The organism is Lacrimispora sp. YZC11 (assembly GCF_057543815.1).
Window position 1 is genome coordinate 96,785 of the sequence record NZ_BAAJYQ010000008.1, and the last position, 22,774, is coordinate 119,558.

Sequence of the window (22,774 nt, forward strand, 5' to 3'; positions counted from 1 at the left end):
CAAAATCACCTAATGCTACTTGCCTAATCACATTACTAACTTAGTTTCGGTATCAATTATTATATAACACACCATAGCAGAAGTCGTACTGAAGATACATAATATTATAATTAATCCGTACTTTAATAAAAACCCTTATGATTAAAGATACTAGCACAAAGACTTCACCCCTTGCAATCAATTCCATACCGGACTTATTTGTATCAATAACTTTTTTATTAGCAATTTGTTCCTTAGTCGTTTTTAATTCTCCTCACTTTTCACACAAGAAAAGAGGCAATACGAATAATTCATACCGCCTCTTCACTCATTTCAATATTCACTTCAAAAGGAGAGGCATCAAATTGTGAATTTAATCCTTTATTATATCTGGAAACAATGATAAATCCAATAACTCGCCTTATTTCGACTATAAGTACCTAATATTCGTGCGGCTTGCACCTTGTTGCTAAATATCCTATAATTATATGTAGAGATGTGAGCATTTTACTCTGATTCCTTTTTGATAGGTTATGTGAATGCGATATTTCACTACAATTATGGAGGTTTCATTATTTATGCAAACACCACAAATATAAAATATATTCCAATAAAATTATCTTCCAATAATTACATGAAACTGCTACATTTATATGCATAAAGCCAGCACTATCTAAAATGATAGGCCGGCTTAGCAACCCTGGGTTTCACCAGTAAAAATCAAACTATAGTACTTATATAAGCATACCATATCTTTAAAATAAAAAAAGAGGCATATCAGATATTTTTATCCCATATGCCTTACTAACTTATTCAAATAATATTTCTTAACAATTTTATTATTACATTTCTCGCAGTACATTATATTTTTCGAAACTTTATATCCACAGAAATCAAAATAATACCTTCTCTTTATTTCTTTCCATTCATGATTACACTTCATATTTTCGCCTTTCATCATGAATAATTTCAGATCAATACAATTGACTTATGCCATATAAAGAGGTAATATAGTAACAATAAAATCTCTAAGGGGGGCTATATAGTAAAGAAAAAGGGGTTTGTTTCATTTGATTATACTAACGCTAAACATTACAAATATCTATTAAATGCTTGGGATTATAACAAAAATATGGATTTCGTTTTTAATGACTGTTCTTCAGACGAAAATCACTTTCCATTTTTGCATACTATGCTTTTACATTTAAACAGCATAATATTGATTGTCTGTGGTATAATACAGCATTTGTCAGGATCATATTCAGAGTTACCAGGACACAATAAATCCTTATCGACCGCCATGGATTCCCCCTCGCACTCATAATAATTTGCATTGTGCCATTCTGCAAAAATATCCTTGTCTTTTAACCACTGTTCACACATTGTAGCCTTATCATAACTTGACCCTATATTACTTTCGGTCGTCCGATAGCAACGATTATATATACCATTCCAGATGGAATAGGCAACATTGCTTTTCAATGTGATATAAAGGACATATTCCTGTTGTCTGCCTAATTCAGATACAAGTAATACCTCTCTATCCAAGTCAACATATTCTCTCTTTGTCACCCATACCAAATTTTTGTAATAACAGTTATCTTTGTTCCTGTCTATATGCCACACTCTAATCTATCATTAGAAAACGGCCTGAAAAGCACCAAATATCCGGTTTTTATTTGTTCACCGTTTAATTTGGATGCATGAATAAAATATGTCTGGTTGTCGTCTCTACGAATAAATCCGTATCTCTTTTCATTAAAATATCTGGTCACTCTTCCGATCATTCTCCTCCTCCTTCCAATCCAACAATTCCCTTTTTTAGATTTTCACTTAACCTTTCCTTTAATTGTTCCTTCAATATGTCACTAACGTCCATAGAATCTGTATCAATGTACACAGAAGCTATTACTTTATTACCTTTTACTTTTGGTTCAACCTTACTGCTGAACGCAAAAAATCACGTTGTCTGCGGTAGTATTTGGGATCATAACTGTCATAATACTCTTGTAGAAAATAATTCAATGTCTGATAGACTCTTTCTGCCATCTCATCAACAATACCTAACATAGTAGGTTTTGAAGCAGCAGCCAATTCATTCATATTACTTACTCTCTTTGCCATAATTCTTTGTTCCTTCCTTTTACTGTTTTTTACATCAAACGAAACCCATGTTTCAAGGTATACCTTAACAATGCCTCTATGGCGCACCAGAATCTCCATATTCGGCTTTCATGTACGTCAGTGCGGAAATGATAATTTAAGGCACTAAAATAAGCCCATATACTCATATCTCTACAAGCATATGGACTTATTTAGATGTCCAACTATATAAGTGGTCAATAAGTTGTCAAATTGTTATTAACAACGCTTAGAACGTTGGTTTTTACTACATTGTATGATAATTAACTTCATTCAACATTTCTGTCTCCACTCTATTCTTATTGTAATTCTGCTCCAAGCAGTTTACATAAACAAATCTAAGGAGGTATACATATGGTATACGAAACATTTCTGGAAACTGTCAAACAATCCATGAAAGAGAGGCTGGGGCCGGATTTCACTCTGATTCTCCAGCCTATCACAAAGAACAACGGACTTATCCTTCATGGGCTTTGCATTGGAAAGGAGGACGAACGGGCAGCCCCCACCATCTATTTAAACCACTTCTATGAATCATACCAAAAGGGCAGACCTCTTAATGCCATCCTGGATGACATCATGGCTCTTTACCAAAGCAGCCCTCTTCCGGATGACCTTCCAATCGAAGAATTCCTGTCCCAGGAACAGATCATGGAAAAGGTCATCTTCCGCCTTATCAACGAGCCGGCCAACCGGGAACTGCTAAAGGAAGTCCCTCATATCAACTATCCGCAGCTAGATCTTTCCATTATATTCTACATTTCCTTTCAAAAAGACGAAGACAGTCTCCTTACCGCCCTCATCCACAACCGCCATCAAAAGGCCTGGAACCGGTCTACAGAGGAATTATCCCTGGCAGCCATAACAAATACTCCCCGCCTTTTTCCTGCCCGCATCCGTTCTCTTCCCGAAGCCATAAAAGACATTGTAAAAAAGTCGTCCGAAGACGAGATAAACGAAGACACCCTGGAAGAGTTCTTTGATGATTCCCCCCTGTCTCCTCCTATGTACGTGCTGTCCAATTCCTCCGGAATAAACGGAGCCGGGTGCCTGCTATATGAAGGAATATTAAAAGACTTCGCATCATGCAGCGGCAGCGATTTGATCATACTGCCCTCCAGCATTCACGAAGTCCTCATCATTCCATATAACGAAGATATTTCTTTTGATGAATTAGCAGAAACCGTCTTCTCCATTAACCAGGAAGAAGTACCGGAAGAAGACCGTCTGTCCAATCACATCTATTTCTATTCCAGAAGCAGCGGTAAACTTACCATTGCATTCACTTCTTCTGCCCCAATCGGAACAAAGAATCCATGATAAAAATAGCCATTGCTATGGCACCTGAAACTTGAAGTGTTTCCACCAGATAGTGGCTGGAAAGTTCCGGGTTATTTGCGATCACATATGACACGCTCCGGTAGATGGACGTTCCTGGAACAGACGGCAGAATTCCTGCCACCAGAAACACCGTGACCGGAGCTTTAAAAATCCGCGCAAAGATATGGCTGGATAAAGCCACCAGCAGACTGGATAAAAAGGCCGCGGCTATGACGGATCCGGCTGCGGCATGCACCAATAGATAGACAAGCCAACTGGCCGCACCGATTCCTCCAGCCAGAACCACATGCTTCTTTGGAAGCTCCAAAATTAAAGAAAAGCTGATTACAGCCAGGAAAGCACCAATCGTCTGTACTACCATGAAAGCCCTCCTGTCATCCACTGATATAAGCCCATGCCAGCTCCCACCCCTGCCGCCACAGCAAGAGCGATCACTACTGCCTCCATGATCCTGGCCGTTCCCGAGGCATAGTCTCCGTTTAAGGTATCCCGGATCGCCGTTGTAAATATAACACCGGGAACCAGAGGCATGATAGCACCGATGATGATAATGTCACTTTTGATCCCAGGCATAAACCACCGTTCCATAAAAAGGGTGGTAATTGCAATTAATAATGCGCAGATCCCATTGGCACAGAAGTCGTTGAGCCTGATCCTTGCGGAAGCCTCCATGGCCGCTGCTAATGAAATTCCGGTCACGGCAGCCGCCAGGCAGTCTCTTGCTCCTCCGCCTAAAAGCAGGGTAAAGAATACTGCCACTCCTATAACTCCAATATCCTTTAGTCTCCTGCCGTACTGAACCGAATCCCGTATCCCCTTCAGCCTGTCATAGGCCTCCTCCACCGTCATACGGTCTTCACACAGCATTCTGGAAACTTCATTGACCAGATAGACCCTGTTTAAGTTGGTGGATCTTCCGGTAACTCTTCTGGCTACTGTTATAGCCTCAATGGAGGGATCGTTAAGGGACGCGAAAATCCCTGTAGAAAAAACAATGGCTTCCGCAGTATCCCTGCCTGCCTTTCGTAAAATGTGGTCAATGGTATTCTCCACCCGGTAAATTTCCGCACCGCTTACCAGCATAATTTCACCTGCCAGAACCGCAGTTTCCACAAGCAGCTTATCATTCATAGGCTTATTCCTCTAATATTAAGTTAAAAAATCAGACTTCCAATCTGAAATACCAGCACTGAAGCGGCCCAGGCCACTGCCAGCTGGAAAAACACCATGCCAAGGGTCCATCTCATAGAACCTGTTTCCTTTTTAATTGTTGCCACAGCCGCAATACAGGGGGAATAGAGGAGGCAGAAGATCATAAGGGCATAAGCATTGACGCCGCCAAAACCAAAGCTCCCAAGAATCCCGGACAGCTCTCCCATTCCCGCTGCAGAATTTATATTGTTGATTCCAAACAGAACCGAAAAGCTGGAAACCACCACTTCCTTTGCCGAAAGTCCTGAAATCAGGGCCACTGCGATTCTCCAGTCCCCAAGGCCTGCAGGACGGAGTACAGGAATTAAAACACGGCCGATGGCGGCTGCAAAGCTTTGTGATACATCTGCCACAAATCCCGACGGCCCGCTGTTCAAAACAAACCAAAGCACTATGGTAGCAAGGAAAATAGTAGTTCCCGCCTTGCTCAGATAGTCCTTTACTTTGTCCCATACATAAATTGCTACCGTCCTCACGTTAGGAGTCTTATATTCTGGAAGCTCAATAAGAAGGGTATCCTCTTCCTCCGCCTTATGCGTCAGGTGGGTCACATACGCAATCGTAATAGCCACCATTAACCCGATAAGATATAGGGAATAGGCTACGATCAAAGCATGTTTCGGGAAAAACATCTGGGAAAAAAGCACGTAGATGGGAAGTCTGGCGGAGCAGGACATAAATGGCGTAATTAAAATGGTTCTCTTCCTGTCCTTTTCACTGGGAAGGGACCTGGCAGCCATAACTGCCGGAACCGTACAGCCAAACCCCAAAAGCATGGGAAGGAAAGCCTTTCCGGACAGTCCTACCCGCCCCATGATCTCATTCATAATATAGGCAACCCTTGCCATATACCCACTGTCTTCCAGAAAAGCCAGGGCAAGAAACAAGATAAAGATATTGGGCAGAAACGTAAGTATTCCTCCTACTCCGGCTATAATTCCGTCTACCACCAGAGAAGTGATCCAGGCAGAAGCATGGATTCCTTCCATAAACTGCAGCATGTAGGTGGAAAGCAGACTTAAGGCGACTTCAAAATACCCCTTTAAAAAATCGCCCACAGTAAAGGTCAAAAAGAACACCATAGCCATGATACCCAGGAAAAGGGGCAATCCCAAAAAGGGATGGGTCAGATACTCATCGATCTTATCTGTAAATGCTGCCTTCTGTTCTTTATTCACCAGGCATTCGTGGATGATGCTTTCTATATAATCGTATTTCTGGTTGATGATTTCCTTCTCATAATTATGGTCAACGATGTTGCTTAAATCCAGGGGGTGATCATTACAGACCTCCTCATCATATTCCATAAACTTGATGGCATGCCATCTTAGATTGTCCATGCTTCCGTAATGGGCCTTTAGTACGGTCTCTATCTTGGAAATTTTATTCTCGATTTTAGGCGTATAATTTACGACCACACCTTGAGGGCCTTCTTCATAATGATGGACTACCGCATGAAGCAGCACATCAAGACCGGTCCGTTTTCTTGCGGAAACCGGAACTACAGGGATGGATCCAAGCATCTCAGGAAGACGGTGCAAATCAATTTCCATTCCCCTGTCCTCAACGATGTCCATCATGTTAAGGGCTAAAATAACCGGTTTTTTAAGTTCCAGAAGCTGAAGGGTTAAATACAGATTCCGTTCCAGGGATGAGGCGTCCACCACATTGATGATCACATCCACTTCCCCGCTTTCCAGGCATTTTCTTGTTACTTTTTCTTCCAGAGTATAACAGGTCAGGCTATAAATTCCAGGTGTGTCGATCACCCGGATGGGGCGTCCCTTGTAGCTGGTTTCTCCTTCCATTCTCTCCACAGTAACGCCAGGCCAGTTGGCCACCTTAAGCTTTGCCCCTGTAAAAGCATTGAACAAGGTTGTTTTTCCACAGTTTGGGTTTCCCACAAAACCGACTCGAATCATTCTGCTACCCTCACTCATGCTCCACAGCCTCCCTGATTTCAATTCCTTCCGATATCCTTCTCCCAAGAGCGAGACGGGTACCCCTGACCTTGATAATCACAGTGCCGCTTCCCTTCTTATTCATCAGGGTAACTGGCGTCAGTTCATTGACTCCAAGGGCTTCCAGCCGCCTGGTGATGGCATCTCTTACCATCACGCTGTAAACGATGTAGGTTTTTCCGATTTCTCCTTCATATAGCTTCATAATAATCTCCTCTGGATGCAGCCATTTCCAACCGATGGCGTTCAAGGCTCCTGCCTCGGATGCATCCACTGAGATTTTACTCTTATTGAGAATCATTGTCAATACCATTCACCCGTTCCGGGCAACATTTTTTAATACCTTAATCATCCATATCCTGAAGCATCTTTTTCACCTGGACCATCCGGTCACGCAGCTTTGCCGCCTCCTCAAAATTAAGCTCTGCCGCTGCCTGGTGCATCTTCTTGGTAAGCTCTTTGGCAAGCTTTTCCAGTTCCTTTGCATCCATGGATTCCGGATCTTTCTTAAAGTCCTTCTCAGCCTCAATGGCTGCCTTTGAGATGGCAATGAGATCGCGGACCGCCTTTTTAATGGTAGTGGGAGTGATCCCATGTTCTTCATTATAGCTCTGCTGAATGGCTCTCCTTCGGTTGGTCTCCTCAATAGCCACGCGCATGGAATCAGTCACCCGATCCGCGTACATGATTACATGGCCCTCGGAGTTTCTGGCCGCCCTTCCAACGGTCTGGATCAGGGAGGTTTGCGAGCGGAGAAAACCTTCCTTATCTGCATCTAAAATGGCCACCAGGGTAATCTCCGGGATATCAAGGCCCTCCCGCAGTAAATTGATTCCCACCAGTACATCAAACACATCCAGACGCATGTCCCGGATAATTTCGGATCGCTCCAGGGTATCGATGTCGGAGTGGAGGTATTTTACCCGGATTCCCACCTCTCTCATATAATCGGTCAGATCCTCGGCCATCCGCTTGGTTAAGGTGGTGATCAGAATCTTGTTTTTCTTTGCCACTTCTTTATTAACCTCGGAAACCAGGTCGTCGATCTGTCCTTCTACCGGCCTGACATCGATTTCAGGGTCAAGAAGCCCTGTAGGCCGGATGATCTGTTCCACTCTTAAAAGCTCATGCTGTTCCTCATAAACAGATGGTGTGGCAGAAACGAACATCATCTGATTGATCTTGGATTCAAATTCCTCAAAATTCAAGGGACGGTTATCAAGGGCTGATGGAAGGCGGAAACCGAAATTCACAAGTGTTGACTTTCTGGAACGGTCTCCTGCAAACATGCCCCGCACCTGAGGCAGGGTAATGTGGGATTCATCTACTATGATAAGAAAATCATCCGAAAAATAATCGATCAGGGTATAGGGAGGCTCTCCCTCCTTGCCTCCAACTAAATGCCTGGAATAGTTTTCGATCCCAGAGCAAAAGCCGGTTTCCTTCATCATTTCCACATCAAAATTCGTCCGTTCCGAAATCCTCTGTGCCTCTAGCAGCTTGTCCTCACTCTTAAAATACGCCACCTGTTCCTTTAATTCCTCCAGGATGGTCTGGGCGGCACGCTCCATCTTATCCCTGGACACGACGTAATGGGAAGCAGGAAATATGGCCACATGTCCCAGATCCGCCCGGATCTCTCCTGTCAGGGTATCTATCTCCGTAATGCGTTCCACTTCATCTCCAAAAAACTCGATCCGGTAAGCCTCGCTGCCGGAATAGGCCGGGAATATCTCAACTACATCTCCTCTTACCCGGAAGGTCCCCCGTCTGAAATCCATATCATTCCGGTCATACTGGATATCAATCAGCTTATGGACCATTTCATCCCGGTCCTTTATCATGCCGGGTCTTAAGGAAATAACCATTTCCTGATAGTCAATAGGGCTTCCCAAGCCATAAATGCAGGAAACCGATGCCACGATGATCACATCTTTCCGCTCCGAAAGAGCAGCCGTAGCCGAATGCCGAAGCTTGTCAATCTCATCATTAATCGCCGAATCCTTCTCTATATAGGTATCCGTAGAAGGCACGTAAGCCTCCGGCTGGTAATAATCATAATAGGAAACAAAATACTCTACAGCATTTTCAGGAAAAAATTCCTTGAACTCACCGTAAAGCTGGGCTGCAAGCGTCTTATTATGAGCGATAATGAGAGTAGGCCTTTGCAGCTTCTGGATTACATTTGCCATGGTAAAGGTCTTTCCAGAGCCGGTAACTCCCAATAATGTCTGGAATTGATTTCCCTCCTGGAATCCCTTCACAAGCTGGTCAATGGCCTCTGGCTGGTCACCGGTAGGGGCATATTCTGAATGTAATATAAAGTCCATGATTATTTTACCTCCAAATCCTTCTCCGCGGGCAATCCCAAATGGGCATGCAAGCATATCCACCTGGTCCGCTGCCTTTGCAAGAATAACAATGTCTGTTACCGCCAATTATAGCATATGACCGTAAAAAAGTATAGCAAAACAGGGAACATCTGTTCCTTTGGTATTGAAATTCTCCTCTTTTTAGTATATCATACATCCTATACTACGAAACAGCAGGAGGATAATTAATGTACAGCTTTAATAATGACTATAGCGAAGGCGCACATCCGAAGATTTTAGAAGCAATGATCAATGCCAATTTAATCCAAAACAATGGATACGGACTGGATGACCATTGCAGCCGTGCCCGCGCCCTCATCAGACAGGAAATCGGCAGAGAGGATGCTGATGTCCATTTTATCGTGGGCGGCACCCAGACCAACCTGATCACCATCGGCACTGCCCTGCGCCCCTGGCAGGCAGTTATCTCCACGGATAAGGGCCATATAAACGTCCATGAGACAGGAGCCATTGAAGCCACCGGTCATAAGGTTTTAGCCATGCCAAGCAAAGATGGAAAGCTGACTCCTGCCCATATCCAGAAAGCCCTGGATCTTCACACCGATGAGCACATGGTTCAGCCGAAGATGGTCTATATTTCCAACTCAACGGAGATCGGCACCCAATACAGCAAAGCAGAGTTAGAAGCCATTCACCACATCTGCCGCCAGAAGGGACTGTACCTGTTTTTAGATGGAGCCCGCATTGGATCAGCACTCACAAGCTCTGTGAATGATTTAACATTACAGGATATAGCTAAGCTTACCGATGTATTTTATATTGGCGGAACAAAAGGAGGCGCTTTGTTTGGAGAAGCCCTTGTGATCTGCCATCAGGATTTAAAACCGGATTTCCGGTTTATGGTTAAGCAGCGGGGAGCCATGCTGGCAAAGGGCTGGCTGCTGGGAATCCAGTTTGAAGAGCTGTTTTCCAACAATCTCTTCTATGATCTGGCTTCCCATGCAAATGAGATGGCCGCCATCCTGAGAAGGGGAATTGAAAAATGCGGATATTCCTTTCTTTCTGATTCCATGACAAACCAGCTTTTCCCAATCCTTCCTGACCAGGTGATTGCAAAGCTGGAAAAGGACTTCCTTTTCTCCATTCAGGAGCGGGTCGATGACAGCCACACCTCCATCCGGCTGGTTACTTCCTGGGCTGCCAGCGAAGAAGCATGCCGCCGGTTTGTCAGTCTCCTGGAAACGAGCTGATAAAAAAATCCCTCTATGGCCAGCAGTTAAATTTGCCGGCCATAGAAGGCTTCTTCCTTTTACGATATAGTTAAAATCTAACGGTTCTCATTCAATGCTTTTATCGCTTCCGCAAGCTGGTTATCTTCGCTATGCTCTATTTTGATCTTAGTTTTTAAATCCTCTTTTAAATCAACTGCAACATCCGGCTCCAGGCCTTTTCCATGAAGGTCAAAACCGCTTGGGGTATAATAATGGGCCACAGTCATCTTAATAGCCGTACCATGGTCAAGAGGAAACAGTGTCTGGACAATTCCTTTTCCAAAAGTCTTTGTTCCCACCAGTTTCGCCCTGCCATAAGCCTTAAGAGCTCCGGAAAATACTTCAGAGGCACTGGCGGACTGTCCATTGACTAATACAGCCATGGGAACATCTACCTTATGACCGTCAGAGGCGTAATATTGCTCCCCTTCTCCATTCTTATCCGCCATATAGAGCAGAAGCGTTTTATTCTTCTTGGACTTAACCAGATTAGGATCCCCTTCGATTATCAGATCGTCCGGAAGAATGTAATCCAGCATGGAAACCACCGCATCCACAACTCCTCCAGGATTATTTCTCAAATCCACGATCATTTTCTCCATACCCTGCTTTTCCAGATCATCAATGGCACTCTTAAACTGGCCTGCTGTAACCGTATCAAATTGGCTGACTGATATATATCCGATATGGTCCGCCAGCATTTCATGCTCTACAGTAGGAACCGTAATCTGACGGCGCTCCATTGACATGTCAATATAGGCTCCGGTATCCGGACGAAGGACTGTGACCATTACTGATGTTCCTTCCGCCCCTTTGATATGATCCTTTACCACCAGTTCTAAATCCATGCCGGTCACTTCCTCATCGGCCACCTTGTAGATTAAGTCGCCGGGCAGCATTCCTGCTTCAGCCCCAGGTGTTCCTTCAAAGACCTTGGTTACCGTGATGATACCAGTGGTAGCACTCTGGCTGACCATGACTCCGATTCCGCAGTATTCTCCTGCGGTGTCCTCCACCAGCTTCTCATACTCGTCTGCCGTATAGTAAACCGTATAAGGGTCCTCAAGCCCATACAGCATTCCCTTGTAAATCCAGTCTTCCACATTTTTCGTATCCTCATCAAAGAGGTAATACTTATCGATCACGCTCTGAATGGTCTGGATTTTGGCTACGATCCGGTTCATATCCAGATTGCCTTCCTGGTTCTCCGCCTGGGCAGATTCAGCTGCCTGACCCTTTCCGTCAATTGCAGCCCTGCCGATCAGAAAGATTCCTAAAGACATACCCACAATAACAAGACCTGCCAATGTGGTCAGAAGCGCTCCTACTAGGGCACCCTTCCAAAATTTATTCTTACTTTCCACTGTTATTCTCCTATCTAGCTCTTTATGGGCTTGCGTATTTCACCGGATTTACATGGCGGCCATTTGCCTGATCCCAAAATGGAGACAAGGCCCTGTGGAATATCCAGTATCACCCACATTTGCAATTACCTGCCCCTGCCATACTTCCCGCTCATTCCAGAAGCCGGGAGCAGTGCATACAGACGGCATAAACTTCTCCGCCAAAAGAGAATAATATATGCCGGCAGAATAACTGTATGTAGATATGGCAGATTCCCGGCGCAAAACCGAAATGATCCAGCTTAATGCGGGCAGAACCATATAAACTTAATATTCCCCATAGAAACCGTATTATACGTTTTTCCGGCTCAGAAAAGCTCTCTGATGGGCCTTAATCTGTTTTCCGTAACTGGAAAGCTGAGAATTTTTTCCTGGACCGGATATCACTCTCCGGCATTTTTTATCTTATGCAGCAATGCTGCCAATATATTCCCACGTTCAAAAGCCGAAATTCTTCCCTTATACCTTTAAATGCTTCCGGATGGTAAAGAAGCTTACAAAAAATCCGATTCCAACGCCAAGAGCCAGCGCCGTTGCCGCCATATAGGGGAATATGGCTTCCACCGGAAGGAACTGAAACAGCCCTGATAAGATGCTGAACTTTGTGACCACATATTCAACTGTGGACCGGTATAGAAAATAAATAGATACCAGAGGAATGCATGCGCCCACCAGTCCGATGACAACTCCTTCCACCACAAAGGGAGCCCGGATCATATAGTTGGTGGCGCCAATTAATTTCATGATCTCGTTTTCACTCTTCCGGAAGGCCGCTGCCACTGAAATGGTATTGCTGATCAGGAATATGGCCACAGCCAATAAGACGCCGATGATCAGCATGGAAAGAACTCCGATCACCTTGCTTAAGCTATTCATTCCTTCTGCTGCGGTTTTGGAATAATTGACCTTCCTGACACCGTCAATGCTCTTCAGCCAGTCAACAACCTGGTCCTGATCCACCAGGTCCTTTAAAAATATGGTATAAGAAGCTGAATTGGCCAGCGGGTTGTCCTCCTCAAATCCCTCTGCAAGGTCCTGCATATCCCCGAAGTATTCCTGTTTCGCTTCCTCCCATGCATCCTCTGCTGAAGTGTATGTCACTTCCTTTACATCGTCTCTGGCTTTGATCTTATTTCCAATTTCCTTGATCTTATTCTCGTCCAGCCCATCATCAAAAAACACCGTGATACCCACCGTGCTTTCCGTATTCTTAATCACATATTGCACGTTAATAACAATAGAAAAAAACAGGCAGAACAAAAAAATGCAGGCGGAAACCGTTGCAATGGACGCCAGGGAAAACAAAATGTTCCTGCATATATTATTTACACCTTGTTTCAGGCAATACCAAAACGTACTAATTCTCATATGTATAACCGCCTTTTTTCTCGTCGCTTATGATGGTTCCACGGTCCATCACAATCACCCGTTTTTTCATCCGGTCTACGATCTCCTGGCTATGGGTGACAACAATCACCGTTGTCCCCAGCTTATTAACCTCATTTAATAGCTTCATGATCTCCATGGAGTTATGTCCATCCAAGTTTCCGGTAGGCTCGTCTGCCAACAGGATCTCCGGACGGTTAATTAAAGCCCTGGCAATGGCAACGCGCTGCTGCTCCCCGCCGGACAACTGCTGAGGAAAAAACTTGTATTTTGAAGAAAGTCCCACCATCTTTAACATGGCGGGAACCGATTCTTTTATGCTCCTTGTGGATGCTCCGATCACCCGCTGCGCAAAGGCTACATTTTCATAAACATTCCGTTCCTTTAACAAACGGAAATCCTGGAAAACCATGCCAAGCTTCCGCCGGTATTTGGGAATGAACCCTCTGGGCATCTTGCTCAAATTCATATCATTCACAATGATTTTACCGGAGGTAGGTTCCACTTCCTTTAACAGCATTTTTAAAAGCGTGGATTTGCCAGAACCGCTGCGGCCGATGATAAAAACGAATTCCCCGTCCTCAATGGTTATGCTGACATTACGCAACGCCTTATTTCCGGCCTCATATGTTTTGCTTACATTCCATAGTTCAATCATTTCAGTCCTCTAATTTTTGTGCTTTGATTACTTTTGCTTTTGGCGGATTGGGAAAAGAATTTGATACTGCTGACCTCAACCCCGCAGTAAAACCCCGAATGCTCTTCGCTCCATCTCGGTTAACGGGCTTCGCATTATGAAAAGAGGCAGCTATACAACTGCTTTTGTGCAAGCACAACGCAGCTGTATAGCTGCCTCTTTTCTCACTGCTCATTGCCAGACTAATATCAATAGTCCTGATTCTCCATATATTTCATGTATTTTACTACCATCAGGGCAATCTTAAAGGTGATGGCATCTTCAAATACACGCAGATCCAGGCCGGTGCTTTTCTGAAGCTTGTCTAAACGGTAAACAAGTGTATTTCTGTGAATATAAAGCTGTCTGGATGTCTCAGAAACATTCAAGCTGTTCTCAAAGAATTTATTAATTGTTGAGAGAGTTTCATCATCGAAATCATCCGGAGACTTTCCGTCGAAAATTTCTTTGATGAACATGCGGCATAAAGGCAGCGGAAGCTGATAAATCAGACGTCCGATTCCCAGTTTGCTATAGGCAACCACGTTTTTATTGCTGTAGAAAATCTTGCCAACATCCATGGCCATTTTGGCTTCCTTATAAGATCTGGAAACCTCTTTAATTTCGCTCACAATAGTACCGAATGCTACATGGACCTGGGTCATTGCCTCGGTATTGAGCATGTCCAAAACAGTGTTGGCGGTTTTTTCCAGATCCTCGTAAGTTTCGCCTTCCTTTACTTCTTTTACAAGGATGATGTTCTTTTCGTCAACGGCGGTAACAAAATCTTTGGTCTTTGCAGCAAATAAGTTGCGGACTGTCTCCAGTGCGTTCACATCTTTTTCATGCTGGGTTTCAATGATGAATACGACCCTTTTGATATTTGTTTCAATATGAAGTTTCTTTGCTCTGTTGTAGATATCCACCAAAAGCAGATTGTCAAGCAATAAGTTCTTAATGAAATTATCCTTGTCAAATCTTTCTTTATACGCTACCAGCAAGCTCTGAATCTGGAAAGCGGCCAGCTTGCCGACCATATAAACATCGTCACTTCCACCCTTTGCAAGAAGGATGTACTCTAACTGGTGCTCATCTAGCACTTTAAAAAACTGATATCCCTGGATTACCTGGCTGTCGGCCGGAGAATCCACGAACGCCAGGATTGAACTTTCATAATCTTCCGCATCAGGAAATGTGGTTGCCAGTACCTTTCCTTCTGTATCACAAATACACAGATCAATTCTCGTAATCCCTTTTAATCCTTCAATGGTTGTTTGAAGTATTTGATTCGAAATCATGGCATATTCTCCTTTTTCGTAAATTTACCTTATTATATATTAAAGCAAAAAGAAAAAAAAAGCAAGCGGGTAGAATAACCGCTTGCTTAAAATTTCATAAATTTTAGTTTAAAACGACGATTTCTGTGTCTTTATCGAATACATGGATCTTTGTTAAGTCAAGAGCCAGCTTAATTGTATCCCCAGGTCTTGCTGTTGTACGAGGATTTACTCTTGCTGTAAAGTTCACATCTTCCACATCAAAGTATAAGTAAACTTCCGCACCTAACAATTCGTAAACTCTGATAGTAGCGTCAATTACACTATCCGGAGAAGATGTAAGGAAAGCTTCCTCATCATGTAAATCTTCCGGACGAATGCCTAAGGCAACAGTTTTTCCGATATAACCGGCAGCCTCTAATTTTTTCGCTTTTCCTTCTGGAAGAGCAATTGTATTTCCGCCAAATGTTAAAGTAACGTCGCTTCCTCTCTTAGCTACAGTAGCTTCGATTAAGTTCATCTGAGGAGCTCCGATAAAACCTGCAACGAATTTATTACCTGGCTTATCATATAAGCTCTGAGGAGAATCAACCTGCTGGATAACGCCATCCTTCATTACTACGATTCTGGTACCGAGGGTCATAGCCTCTGTCTGGTCATGGGTTACGTAGACCATGGTTGCCTGAAGTCTCTGATGCAGCTTGGAAATCTCAATACGCATCTGGCCTCTCAGCTTGGCATCAAGGTTGGATAACGGCTCATCCATTAAGAAGACCTTTGGGTTACGAACAATAGCACGTCCCATAGCAACACGCTGTCTTTGTCCACCGGATAAAGCCTTTGGCTTACGGTCTAATAAATGCTCAAGATCAAGGATTCTTGCAGCTTCATGTACCAGCTTATCAATCTCGTCCTTTGGAGTTTTTCTCAGTTTCAGACCAAACGCCATGTTATCGAATACTGACATATGAGGATACAAAGCGTAGTTCTGGAATACCATTGCAATATCTCTGTCTTTTGGTTCTACATCATTCATTAATTTTCCATCAATGTAAAGTTCACCAGAAGAAATATCTTCCAGACCCGCAATCATACGAAGGGTTGTGGACTTACCACATCCGGATGGTCCTACGAAAATGACGAACTCCTTATCAGCAATATCCAGATTAAAATCCTTAACTGCTTCAAATCCGTTAGGATATCTCTTGACGATGTTTTTCAGTGATAAACTAGCCATTTACTAATCCTCCTAAAATAAAGTGTTTATACTCTGATTTAAACCGGCAGCCCCCACAGCTGCGGCCCTTGTTCTGAAACAATCATACATGAATTAAATTTCTTTTACCATATTGTTATTTACCAAAATACAATTCTGGCTTTTGGCTAATTTGTATAACGGGTTTTAAAAATGATTGAAACGTCAAAATATCAAGAGAAACGCTCAGTTATTTCTGTTTATATTCGATAGCCAGGGAGTATTTCCTCCCTGTTTTAGTCAGAAATCACAAGACGGTGCCAATAATTTTGGCACCGTCTTGTAAATCTTATACGTTGTATTATGAAAACAAAAGGATGTTTTCATAATCGGATTGACGGCAGTAAAAAGCACTGCCTTTTATCAGAAATCTAAAAAGCGATTTCTGATAAGTTGTATTATCGCTTTCTCACAAGAACGTTCAGCCATTTTACGTCAGAATGACCAGAACGCACATCCTCTGTTTCCCAAAGCTTTACGATATCAAACCTTTCATTATCTCTTAAAAGTTCAGTCATGGAATCTGCCGTAAAGTCGCAGAAATACCGTTTTCCTCTAAATCCCTCATAGTCTCCCAGTTTAAAAGACATATAAAGGATTCCCTTATCATTTAAGGCCCTTGCTATCTTTGTAAGAATGTCAGACAGTTCCTTTTTCGGAGTGTGAAGTAAGGATGCACAGGCCCAGATTCCATCAAACACATTGTCAAAATCTATTTGTTCAAATGTCATATGAAGCACTTCCAGACCGGTATGGATTTCTGCCAGCTTACACATCTCTTCCGACGCATCAAGCGGTGTCACATCATATCCCAGTTCATAGAAAGACAGGCTGTCCCTGCCTGATCCGCATCCTAAATCCAGAATCGTATCACCTTCTTCCAGAAGATCCAGGAATTCTTTCATAATTCCTGACATATCCTGGTTCACTGTTTCTTCAAATTCCTTTGCTGCATACTTATTATAATAGTCTATCGAGTCCAAAATAATCCTCCTGTTATCCTTTTTACCCGTTATTTGATTCTTTCGATCTTACTTTCTGTTATCCTGACTTTTCCTTCTTTCAGGAGATGTCCTATTGCCCGCTTAAATGCATTTTTGCTCATAGAAAATTCCCGTTTGATAATCTCTGGCTCTGCCTTATCGGTAAATGGCAGACTGCCGCCAAACTGTGTTTCTATGATCTCAAGAACCTTGCCGGAATCCGTATCCATCTGAATATAAGCCTTCTGTCTGGGACTTAAATCAAGTTTCCCGTCTTCTCTTACCTTAGTTACCCGCGCCGTTACCTCATCGCCTTCCCGATAATTTTCAAACACTTCTTTCCGGGGAATCAGCCCGTAATATTTATGATCTACTGCCACAAAGGCTCCCAGGCTTTCATTGATTTCATAAATGATCCCGGTTACCTGATCCTCCTTGTTATAAGGCGACTGATTGCTCATATGGGAATATACCTTCATGGTAGCCGCCAGACGCTTGCTTTTATCAACGTAGAGGGCTACCAGCACATTCTCTCCCTGCCGTACCTTATGGGTTTGCTCCTTAAAAGGAAGAAGCAGATCCTTTTCAAGTCCCATATCGAGAAATGCGCCGATCTTACCCACTTCTTTCACTTGAAGCACAGCGGTTTCACCTGCCTGAAGTTTCGGTGTTGTTGTTGTGGCTATGAGCCGGTCCTCCGAATCCTTATAGATAAATACAGGGATCCTGTCTCCGGGCCCGGCTCCCTCCGGTACCTGTTTTTTTGGCAGAAGCACGGAAACATCGCTTCCTGCTTCCTCACCTAGATATACGCCGAACTCCTTGACCCTCTGTACCACCAGGGTCTGCATCTTTCCTAATTCAATCATGTTACTTCCTCTCTGTTGTTCCCCGCAGCCAGATGACTGCGTAAGCTGCTCCCCGCTCATCACACAGGGAAACCGTATAGCCTTCCTCTGTCTGGCTCACACGGGGATAAACTGCATCTCCAAAGACTGCCGCCTTTTTATATTCCACTCTCAGTTCGGAAACCTCCATTTCATCCGGAAGCACCTCCCTGGCAATCTCTACATATTGAGCATTATTGACATGGTGGTTCGTATCAATATGATGCTTTCCAACGATGACCGGCTCAGTGTTTTCATATTCCTCCGGTAATTGGATCTTACGTGAAGCATAGTCCATGGAAAGCCTCTTTTCATTGCCGCTTCCATATCCCCGGATGTCATCCGGTTCAATCTTAACTGGACGTCCCTTTTCCGTATCAAATAAAAACCATACGGAATTAGCCCTTACAAGGTACTCACCGGCCTGATCACATATGGTAAAATTCCGGTATCCGTAAAACCCCTTAAAGTCATAGGGCCAGGTACCCACCACAATCTCCTCGCCCAACACAGGATAACGGTCCACCACGATCTGCCATGAGGAAAGCCACCATGCCTTATGACGGTCAGTTAAGTAGGAAATCCCAAGGCCGATATCCTCAGACTGAAACGTAGAGCAATCCTGCAGATAATTCATGATGCCTGTTAATGTCAGTCTTCCGCATTCATCAGTTTCGCTGTAACGGACCCTGCTGCCAAATGTATACATTTCACACCTCTCATCAAAATTATATAACATTATAAAGCATTTTCATGCTCTTGTCCAGATAAACCCGAAAGAACACTGTCCCGGTTTCCAGAGAAATTATATCAAAAAGGAAAGTCTTAACAATAACTTAACGATCTGTAATACAAAAAACGGAACCTTATAGGGTTCCGTTTATCAAACTGGGCTACAAGGATTCGAACCTTGAAAATGACGGAGTCAGAGTCCGTTGCCTTACCATTTGGCGATAGCCCATCAATACAACAAGAGGAATTATACAAGATTTTTCTCTATTAGTCAAGCTTTTTTTTAATGATTTTTCTGCCGGCCACTAAAAAGATTACAGTTCAGCCCCCCGGCTGAACTGATAAGATAAAAACTTCATAACCACCCGGCTTTAATTGTAAATTTTCTTTCCAAATATCTTTTCCAGCTTTTCCAATGGAAGCTTAGGCGTTCTATCTTCCCTTAAAAGACCGTTTGTCTCCTGCATAACATCCGTAAGCTGCGTATAGCAGAAACCAGAAAATTTTCTGCTTTTAATCAGGAAATCCGTAATAGGTTCCAGACGTTTTAAAAATTCCCCTTCGCTTCCTACCTTATTGTAATATCCCCAGCCTTTCTCTTCTGCAGAAAAAGCGATACCGCCATACTCCGTCATCAGGACAGGCTGTCCCCGATACGTCTGCCCATCCGCCAGAACAAAGCGGCGTTCCGCCTGGCTATACAAGATATCTTCCAGACATTCGTACTTTCCTTCGGTTTCCGGCATCAGTTCATAATCATGTAAGGCCAGAATGTCTGTGTGCTCCGTCTGCTCCCAGCCATCGTTTCCACTGACCGGTCTGGTTTTATCCAAAGCTTTGGCCTGATAATACAACATATTAGAAAAGCTCTGCTGGCTATGATCTGTTTTTATATTTCTCATTCCCCAGCTTTCGTTTGCTGTCACCCATGTAATAATGGACGGATGATTATAATCCCGTTCAATGAATTCAGTAAGCTCTCTGGAAGTATTTTCAACCGTATTGTCCGTATACATATAGCAGCTTGGCATCTCTCCCCATACAAGAAATCCCAGTCTATCTGCCCAGTAATAATATCTTGGATCTTCAATTTTCTGATGTTTTCTGGCCCCGTTAAACCCCATTTTCTTTGCAAGCAGAATATCGCTCCGTATGGCTTCTTCATCCGGAGGTGTAAGAAGACTTTGACTCCAGTAGCCCTGATCAAGAACCAGTCTTTGGTATAATACTTCTCCGTTTAACAGAATCTTCCCATTTGAAACGCAGACAGACCGGAGTCCAAAATAACTGGTTACCTTATCATTTTGTAGACTTACCTCCATCTCAATTAGATTGGGTTTTTCCGGCGTCCATGTCAGTTGATCACGGCGCAGATCCAAGTCCGGCAAAGCTAAAATTCCCTTTCCATATCCATTTTCACAAGAAATTTTCAAGATGCCTAAATCCATTTCAATACCACCTTCTACAGGAAGGCTATGAAAAGAAACTTCCGCACCAATACGCTCCATGGGGGAAATAAAGATTTCGCATAGAACTTCATTACGTTCCAGATCCGGAGTTGCCTTAATTCGTTTGATATAGGGTTTACCCGCGTATTCCAGCCACACGCTCTGCCAGATGCCAGTTGTAGGAGTGTACCAACAGGCAAAATTTTCACCTGTCCATGTCTGCTTTCCTCTCGGCTTATCCGCGTCACTGTAATCTGTAACTTTAACCGTTACGATATTCTTACCTTTTAAAACCAGTCCGGTAATATCTAAATCAAAGGGGGTGTGACCGCCTTTGTGGCCGCCTGCATAGATTTGATTGATATAAACCTCGGCTTCATAATCCACGGCTCCAAACTTTAAAAGCAGGCTTTTTCCACTTAATCTGCTTGTCTCCACAAGAAACTCTTTCCGGTACCATACCATATGGTGGACCTTTGTATCGCCGATTCCACTCATTTCGGACTGATAGCAGAACGGAACCTGAATCTTCCGGTCAAATACCGGTTCATCAAAGGAGAAATCCCATTCTCCATTCAGAGTCGTCCAATCCTCCCTTTTAAAATCAGGTCTTGGATAATTATCAATGACCATATTCATTCTCCTTTCCATTTTTATGCATGCACGAAAGGCAGCACGTTGTCTTACCCCTTTAAACCAGAAGTACTGATGCCTTCCACCAGGTATTTCTGCAGGCAGATAAAGATAATTACTGCAGGCAGTATTGATAGGGTTGCCATTGCAAACATCGCACCGTAATCGGAAGAAGATCCTGGATCACAAAACAATTTTAAAGCAAGGCTGACCGGATATTTGGCAGACTCATTGATATAGAGCAGAGCTGAAAGAAAATCATCCCATCTCCACATAAATGAAAAAATGCTGGCCGTAATAAGCGCAGGGGTTATAAGCGGCATGATGATCCTGGAAAATATGCCATAATAAGAACAACCGTCAATCTTGGCTGCCTCGTCAAGCTCCCTGGGAATTCCATCAATGAAATTAATCATCAGGTAAACAAAAAATCCCTGGATCGCAAAGCAATAAGGAAGAATCAACGGCATATAGCTTCCTACCCACCCTAATTTCTGATACCATAAATACTGAGGGATCATCAGTACCTGAGCCGGGAGCATCATAGAAAGCAGCATGGCCACAAACAAAATCCTTCTGCCAAAAAATCTGCATCTTGCAAGGCCATAGGCTACCAAAGCCGAGGAAAAAACAGTTCCCAAGGTAGCCACAACGGATATAAATAAAGAATTCTTAAAAAAAACTGCAAAAGTAATCTTTGCAAAACCTTTCCAGCCATTTATATAGTTGGAAAGCACAAATTTTTCCGGAATCAGCTGGCCTGCCGTTATAAAGATGGTATTGGTTTCCTTAAAAGAACTCATAACCATCCAAACCAGAGGATAAATCATCACAAGCCCCAGACCACAGACGATTACATGGTAAAAAGCTTTTCCTATTTTTCTTTTGGTTTTCAACTGTCTCACACTCCTTCCGTATAAACCCAGAATTTCTTTGTTGCAAACAGAATTACTGTAATAAGACCTATAATCCCCAGCATTACCCAGGCCAGCGCTGCCCCGTATCCAGTATTATGGAACTCGAAGGATTGCTGGTACATATAAACGGTATAGAACAGAGTGGAGTTTAAGGGTTTGCCTTGAGTAATAATAAAGCACTGTGTAAATGCCAGGAAACCGTTAATCATCTGCATTACTAAATTAAAGAAAATAGTCGGTGTTAAAAGAGGCAGAGTGATCTTAAAAAACTGGGAAAATTTATTTGCACCATCAACTCTGGCCGCCTCATAAAGCGTCACCGGAATCTGTTTTAAGGATGATAAAAAGATCAGCATAGAAGAACCAAACTGCCATACTGCCAGGATAATAAGAGTCCAGATAGCCGTATTCTTATTTCCAAGCCATGCAAAGCTGGTTTGTATCCCCATAATACCCAAAAGATGATTTATCACACCGTCGGTTGCAAACATCCGCTTCCAGAGAATGGCGACTGCCACAGAACCTCCAATAATGGATGGCAGATAGTAAGCCGCCCGGTAAAAGCCGGTTGCCTTTGTTGTATTAAGCAGAAGCATCGCCACCATAAGTGCAAAAACCAAACGAAGAGGAACAGATACAAAGGCGAAATAAAACGTAACCCCTATGGTCTGAAAAAACACTTTATCATCGGTAAACATTTTTATGTAATTTTTAAGTCCTGCAAAAACAGGCGGCGACAAAATGTTATAATCACATAAAGAATAGTAAAAGGAAATCCCCATGGGCACCACCATGAACAGTAGAAAGCCGATGATAAACGGAAGACTGAATATCACTCCCACTGTACTTTCTTTGTTCAGGAAATGCCTGAGGCCTGCACCTTTGTCATATTTCATAGACGTCCTCCATTCATGGATAACTGTTTTCTTATTAAAATA

22 protein-coding genes and 1 tRNA gene are annotated in these 22,774 nt (G+C 43.3%); 2 read left to right on the forward strand and 21 right to left on the reverse strand.

The genetic code is table 11. The annotated features are described in order from the left end of the window. Positions 1-1,149: 1,149 nt before the first annotated feature. From AC27IJ_RS12635 to AC27IJ_RS12645, 3 genes are all read right to left on the reverse strand, one after another. Positions 1,150-1,605, reverse strand: coding sequence for an HNH endonuclease family protein (locus AC27IJ_RS12635; protein WP_442913732.1), 456 nt, complete (start codon positions 1,603-1,605; stop codon positions 1,150-1,152). Next, on the reverse strand, positions 1,593-1,766 hold the full coding sequence (locus tag AC27IJ_RS12640; RefSeq protein WP_312447836.1) for a cold-shock protein: 174 nt from the start codon (positions 1,764-1,766) through the stop codon (positions 1,593-1,595). Before AC27IJ_RS12640 ends, AC27IJ_RS12635 begins: the two co-directional genes overlap by 13 nt. A gap of 136 nt (positions 1,767-1,902) precedes the next feature. Further along, positions 1,903-2,103, reverse strand: coding sequence for a hypothetical protein (locus AC27IJ_RS12645; RefSeq protein WP_487149168.1), 201 nt, complete (start codon positions 2,101-2,103; stop codon positions 1,903-1,905). A gap of 372 nt (positions 2,104-2,475) precedes the next feature. Between AC27IJ_RS12645 and AC27IJ_RS12650 the strand changes: the two genes are divergently transcribed. Further along, on the forward strand, positions 2,476-3,441 hold the full coding sequence (locus tag AC27IJ_RS12650; RefSeq protein ID WP_487149170.1) for a DUF5688 family protein: 966 nt from the start codon (positions 2,476-2,478) through the stop codon (positions 3,439-3,441). Here AC27IJ_RS12650 and AC27IJ_RS12655 read toward each other — a convergent pair. The 5 genes from AC27IJ_RS12655 to uvrB all read right to left on the reverse strand — a co-directional run bounded on the left by AC27IJ_RS12655 (position 3,404) and on the right by uvrB (position 8,965). Then, positions 3,404-3,823, reverse strand: a complete 420-nt coding sequence (locus AC27IJ_RS12655; RefSeq protein WP_312447840.1) for a threonine/serine exporter family protein — start codon at positions 3,821-3,823, stop codon at positions 3,404-3,406. The genes AC27IJ_RS12650 and AC27IJ_RS12655 overlap by 38 nt on opposite strands. Continuing rightward, positions 3,817-4,593, reverse strand: a complete 777-nt coding sequence (locus AC27IJ_RS12660) for a threonine/serine exporter family protein (protein ID WP_312503700.1) — start codon at positions 4,591-4,593, stop codon at positions 3,817-3,819. The genes AC27IJ_RS12655 and AC27IJ_RS12660 overlap by 7 nt, the downstream gene beginning before the upstream one ends. A 23-nt stretch (positions 4,594-4,616) precedes the next feature. After that, entirely contained in the window at positions 4,617-6,614 is a 1,998-nt protein-coding gene (gene feoB / locus AC27IJ_RS12665) for a ferrous iron transport protein B (RefSeq protein WP_312447844.1), read from the reverse strand. After that, positions 6,607-6,846, reverse strand: a complete 240-nt coding sequence (locus AC27IJ_RS12670; protein ID WP_312447933.1) for a FeoA family protein — start codon at positions 6,844-6,846, stop codon at positions 6,607-6,609. The genes feoB and AC27IJ_RS12670 overlap by 8 nt, the downstream gene beginning before the upstream one ends. 133 nt (positions 6,847-6,979) lie before the next feature. Further along, positions 6,980-8,965 carry an excinuclease ABC subunit UvrB gene (uvrB, locus tag AC27IJ_RS12675; protein WP_312447846.1) on the reverse strand — a complete coding sequence of 662 codons (1,986 nt, stop codon included), beginning with the start codon at positions 8,963-8,965 and terminating at the stop codon, positions 6,980-6,982. A 230-nt stretch (positions 8,966-9,195) separates the two neighbouring features. Here uvrB and AC27IJ_RS12680 point away from each other — a divergent pair, with 230 nt between their 5' ends. Beyond that, positions 9,196-10,218 carry a threonine aldolase family protein gene (locus AC27IJ_RS12680; protein WP_487149173.1) on the forward strand — a complete coding sequence of 341 codons (1,023 nt, stop codon included), beginning with the start codon at positions 9,196-9,198 and terminating at the stop codon, positions 10,216-10,218. Between the two features lie 77 nt (positions 10,219-10,295). Here the strand turns inward: AC27IJ_RS12680 and AC27IJ_RS12685 are convergent, their stop codons facing one another. The 13 genes from AC27IJ_RS12685 to AC27IJ_RS12745 form a co-directional block, all read right to left on the reverse strand. After that, entirely contained in the window at positions 10,296-11,603 is a 1,308-nt protein-coding gene (locus AC27IJ_RS12685) for a S41 family peptidase (RefSeq protein ID WP_312447850.1), read from the reverse strand. A 48-nt stretch (positions 11,604-11,651) separates the two neighbouring features. Further along, positions 11,652-11,792, reverse strand: a complete 141-nt coding sequence (locus AC27IJ_RS12690; protein ID WP_312503698.1) for a M23 family metallopeptidase — start codon at positions 11,790-11,792, stop codon at positions 11,652-11,654. Positions 11,793-12,101: 309 nt separating this feature from the next. Beyond that, positions 12,102-13,010, reverse strand: coding sequence for a permease-like cell division protein FtsX (ftsX, locus tag AC27IJ_RS12695; protein WP_312447854.1), 909 nt, complete (start codon positions 13,008-13,010; stop codon positions 12,102-12,104). After that, on the reverse strand, positions 13,000-13,686 hold the full coding sequence (gene ftsE, locus AC27IJ_RS12700) for a cell division ATP-binding protein FtsE (protein ID WP_312447856.1): 687 nt from the start codon (positions 13,684-13,686) through the stop codon (positions 13,000-13,002). Before ftsE ends, ftsX begins: the two co-directional genes overlap by 11 nt. Positions 13,687-13,913: 227 nt before the next feature. Next, a complete protein-coding gene (locus AC27IJ_RS12705; RefSeq protein WP_312447858.1) occupies positions 13,914-15,002 on the reverse strand; it encodes a PucR family transcriptional regulator in 1,089 nt (362 codons plus the stop codon). A gap of 103 nt (positions 15,003-15,105) precedes the next feature. Continuing rightward, positions 15,106-16,218 (reverse strand): ABC transporter ATP-binding protein, encoded by a 1,113-nt coding sequence (locus AC27IJ_RS12710; RefSeq protein ID WP_312447859.1) that lies wholly within the window; start codon positions 16,216-16,218, stop codon positions 15,106-15,108. A gap of 416 nt (positions 16,219-16,634) precedes the next feature. After that, positions 16,635-17,219 (reverse strand): class I SAM-dependent methyltransferase, encoded by a 585-nt coding sequence (locus AC27IJ_RS12715; RefSeq protein ID WP_313155696.1) that lies wholly within the window; start codon positions 17,217-17,219, stop codon positions 16,635-16,637. A gap of 29 nt (positions 17,220-17,248) precedes the next feature. Continuing rightward, positions 17,249-18,088 (reverse strand): CvfB family protein, encoded by an 840-nt coding sequence (locus tag AC27IJ_RS12720; RefSeq protein ID WP_312447863.1) that lies wholly within the window; start codon positions 18,086-18,088, stop codon positions 17,249-17,251. A gap of 1 nt (position 18,089) precedes the next feature. Then, positions 18,090-18,815, reverse strand: coding sequence for an acyl-[acyl-carrier-protein] thioesterase (locus AC27IJ_RS12725; RefSeq protein ID WP_312447865.1), 726 nt, complete (start codon positions 18,813-18,815; stop codon positions 18,090-18,092). 179 nt (positions 18,816-18,994) lie between these two features. Beyond that, positions 18,995-19,067, reverse strand: a tRNA-Gln gene (locus tag AC27IJ_RS12730). A gap of 142 nt (positions 19,068-19,209) precedes the next feature. Then, positions 19,210-20,919 (reverse strand): glycoside hydrolase family 2 protein, encoded by a 1,710-nt coding sequence (locus AC27IJ_RS12735; RefSeq protein WP_312503695.1) that lies wholly within the window; start codon positions 20,917-20,919, stop codon positions 19,210-19,212. Positions 20,920-20,969: 50 nt separating this feature from the next. After that, on the reverse strand, positions 20,970-21,815 hold the full coding sequence (locus AC27IJ_RS12740) for a carbohydrate ABC transporter permease (protein ID WP_312447869.1): 846 nt from the start codon (positions 21,813-21,815) through the stop codon (positions 20,970-20,972). 5 nt (positions 21,816-21,820) lie between these two features. Next, positions 21,821-22,732, reverse strand: coding sequence for a carbohydrate ABC transporter permease (locus tag AC27IJ_RS12745; protein WP_487149179.1), 912 nt, complete (start codon positions 22,730-22,732; stop codon positions 21,821-21,823). Positions 22,733-22,774: the final 42 nt, after the last annotated feature.

What these genes read in the sequence shown, in the direction of transcription:
- AC27IJ_RS12640 (WP_312447836.1), bottom strand. Translation starts at nt 1,766, where the DNA reads ATGATCGGAAGAGTGACCAGATATTTTAATGAAAAGAGATACGGATTT.
- AC27IJ_RS12645 (WP_487149168.1), bottom strand. Translation starts at nt 2,103, where the DNA reads ATGGCAAAGAGAGTAAGTAATATGAATGAATTGGCTGCTGCTTCAAAA.
- AC27IJ_RS12650 (WP_487149170.1), top strand. Translation starts at nt 2,476, where the DNA reads ATGGTATACGAAACATTTCTGGAAACTGTCAAACAATCCATGAAAGAG.
- AC27IJ_RS12655 (WP_312447840.1), bottom strand. Translation starts at nt 3,823, where the DNA reads ATGGTAGTACAGACGATTGGTGCTTTCCTGGCTGTAATCAGCTTTTCT.
- AC27IJ_RS12660 (WP_312503700.1), bottom strand. Translation starts at nt 4,593, where the DNA reads ATGAATGATAAGCTGCTTGTGGAAACTGCGGTTCTGGCAGGTGAAATT.
- feoB (WP_312447844.1), bottom strand. Translation starts at nt 6,614, where the DNA reads ATGAGTGAGGGTAGCAGAATGATTCGAGTCGGTTTTGTGGGAAACCCA.
- uvrB (WP_312447846.1), bottom strand. Translation starts at nt 8,965, where the DNA reads ATGGACTTTATATTACATTCAGAATATGCCCCTACCGGTGACCAGCCA.
- AC27IJ_RS12680 (WP_487149173.1), top strand. Translation starts at nt 9,196, where the DNA reads ATGTACAGCTTTAATAATGACTATAGCGAAGGCGCACATCCGAAGATT.
- AC27IJ_RS12690 (WP_312503698.1), bottom strand. Translation starts at nt 11,792, where the DNA reads ATGCCGTCTGTATGCACTGCTCCCGGCTTCTGGAATGAGCGGGAAGTA.
- ftsX (WP_312447854.1), bottom strand. Translation starts at nt 13,010, where the DNA reads ATGAGAATTAGTACGTTTTGGTATTGCCTGAAACAAGGTGTAAATAAT.
- ftsE (WP_312447856.1), bottom strand. Translation starts at nt 13,686, where the DNA reads ATGATTGAACTATGGAATGTAAGCAAAACATATGAGGCCGGAAATAAG.
- AC27IJ_RS12705 (WP_312447858.1), bottom strand. Translation starts at nt 15,002, where the DNA reads ATGATTTCGAATCAAATACTTCAAACAACCATTGAAGGATTAAAAGGG.
- AC27IJ_RS12710 (WP_312447859.1), bottom strand. Translation starts at nt 16,218, where the DNA reads ATGGCTAGTTTATCACTGAAAAACATCGTCAAGAGATATCCTAACGGA.
- AC27IJ_RS12720 (WP_312447863.1), bottom strand. Translation starts at nt 18,088, where the DNA reads ATGATTGAATTAGGAAAGATGCAGACCCTGGTGGTACAGAGGGTCAAG.
- AC27IJ_RS12725 (WP_312447865.1), bottom strand. Translation starts at nt 18,815, where the DNA reads ATGTATACATTTGGCAGCAGGGTCCGTTACAGCGAAACTGATGAATGC.
- AC27IJ_RS12735 (WP_312503695.1), bottom strand. Translation starts at nt 20,919, where the DNA reads ATGGTCATTGATAATTATCCAAGACCTGATTTTAAAAGGGAGGATTGG.
- AC27IJ_RS12745 (WP_487149179.1), bottom strand. Translation starts at nt 22,732, where the DNA reads ATGAAATATGACAAAGGTGCAGGCCTCAGGCATTTCCTGAACAAAGAA.